Below are 361 nucleotides of genomic sequence, written 5' to 3'. Positions count from 1 at the left end.
GCGTCGACGACATCGCGGACTCGGTGAGCGCCACGACGTCCTGCCCCTGGTTGGTGGTCCCGAGATCGCATTCCATGCCCGGCACCACGCAACCGACGGCGCCGCGCAGCCAGTTCGCGTATCGCTCGTACCACGGAAGGTCGAGCCCCATGAACTGGATACGCGCGGCGATGAGCTCATCGCGGTTCTCCGCCGTGGACTCTTGCAGGTCGGCGAGCGGGTCACCGGAGTTGATCGTCAGGATGAAGACCAGAGTGGCTGCTCCGAGGAGGACCAGGAAGGAGACTCCCAGCCGCCGGAGTATGTATCTGAGCACGTTTCAGTCCCTCACTCGGATACCAGGGCGCGTCTACGCGGGCGC

At 65.4% G+C, this 361-nt stretch carries 1 pseudogene; it reads right to left on the bottom strand.

The features are described from left to right. A pseudogene (locus ELR45_RS37895) lies at positions 1 to 316 on the bottom strand (ABC transporter permease); the annotation flags it as partial. Positions 317 to 361 lie beyond the last annotated feature (45 nt).

This window comes from Phytoactinopolyspora endophytica, from assembly GCF_004138495.1.
GTDB classification, from domain to species: Bacteria; Actinomycetota; Actinomycetes; order Jiangellales; family Jiangellaceae; genus Phytoactinopolyspora; species Phytoactinopolyspora endophytica.
Note: the sequence above shows the minus strand (reverse complement) of the source record. Positions and strands in the feature narration are given on the sequence as shown.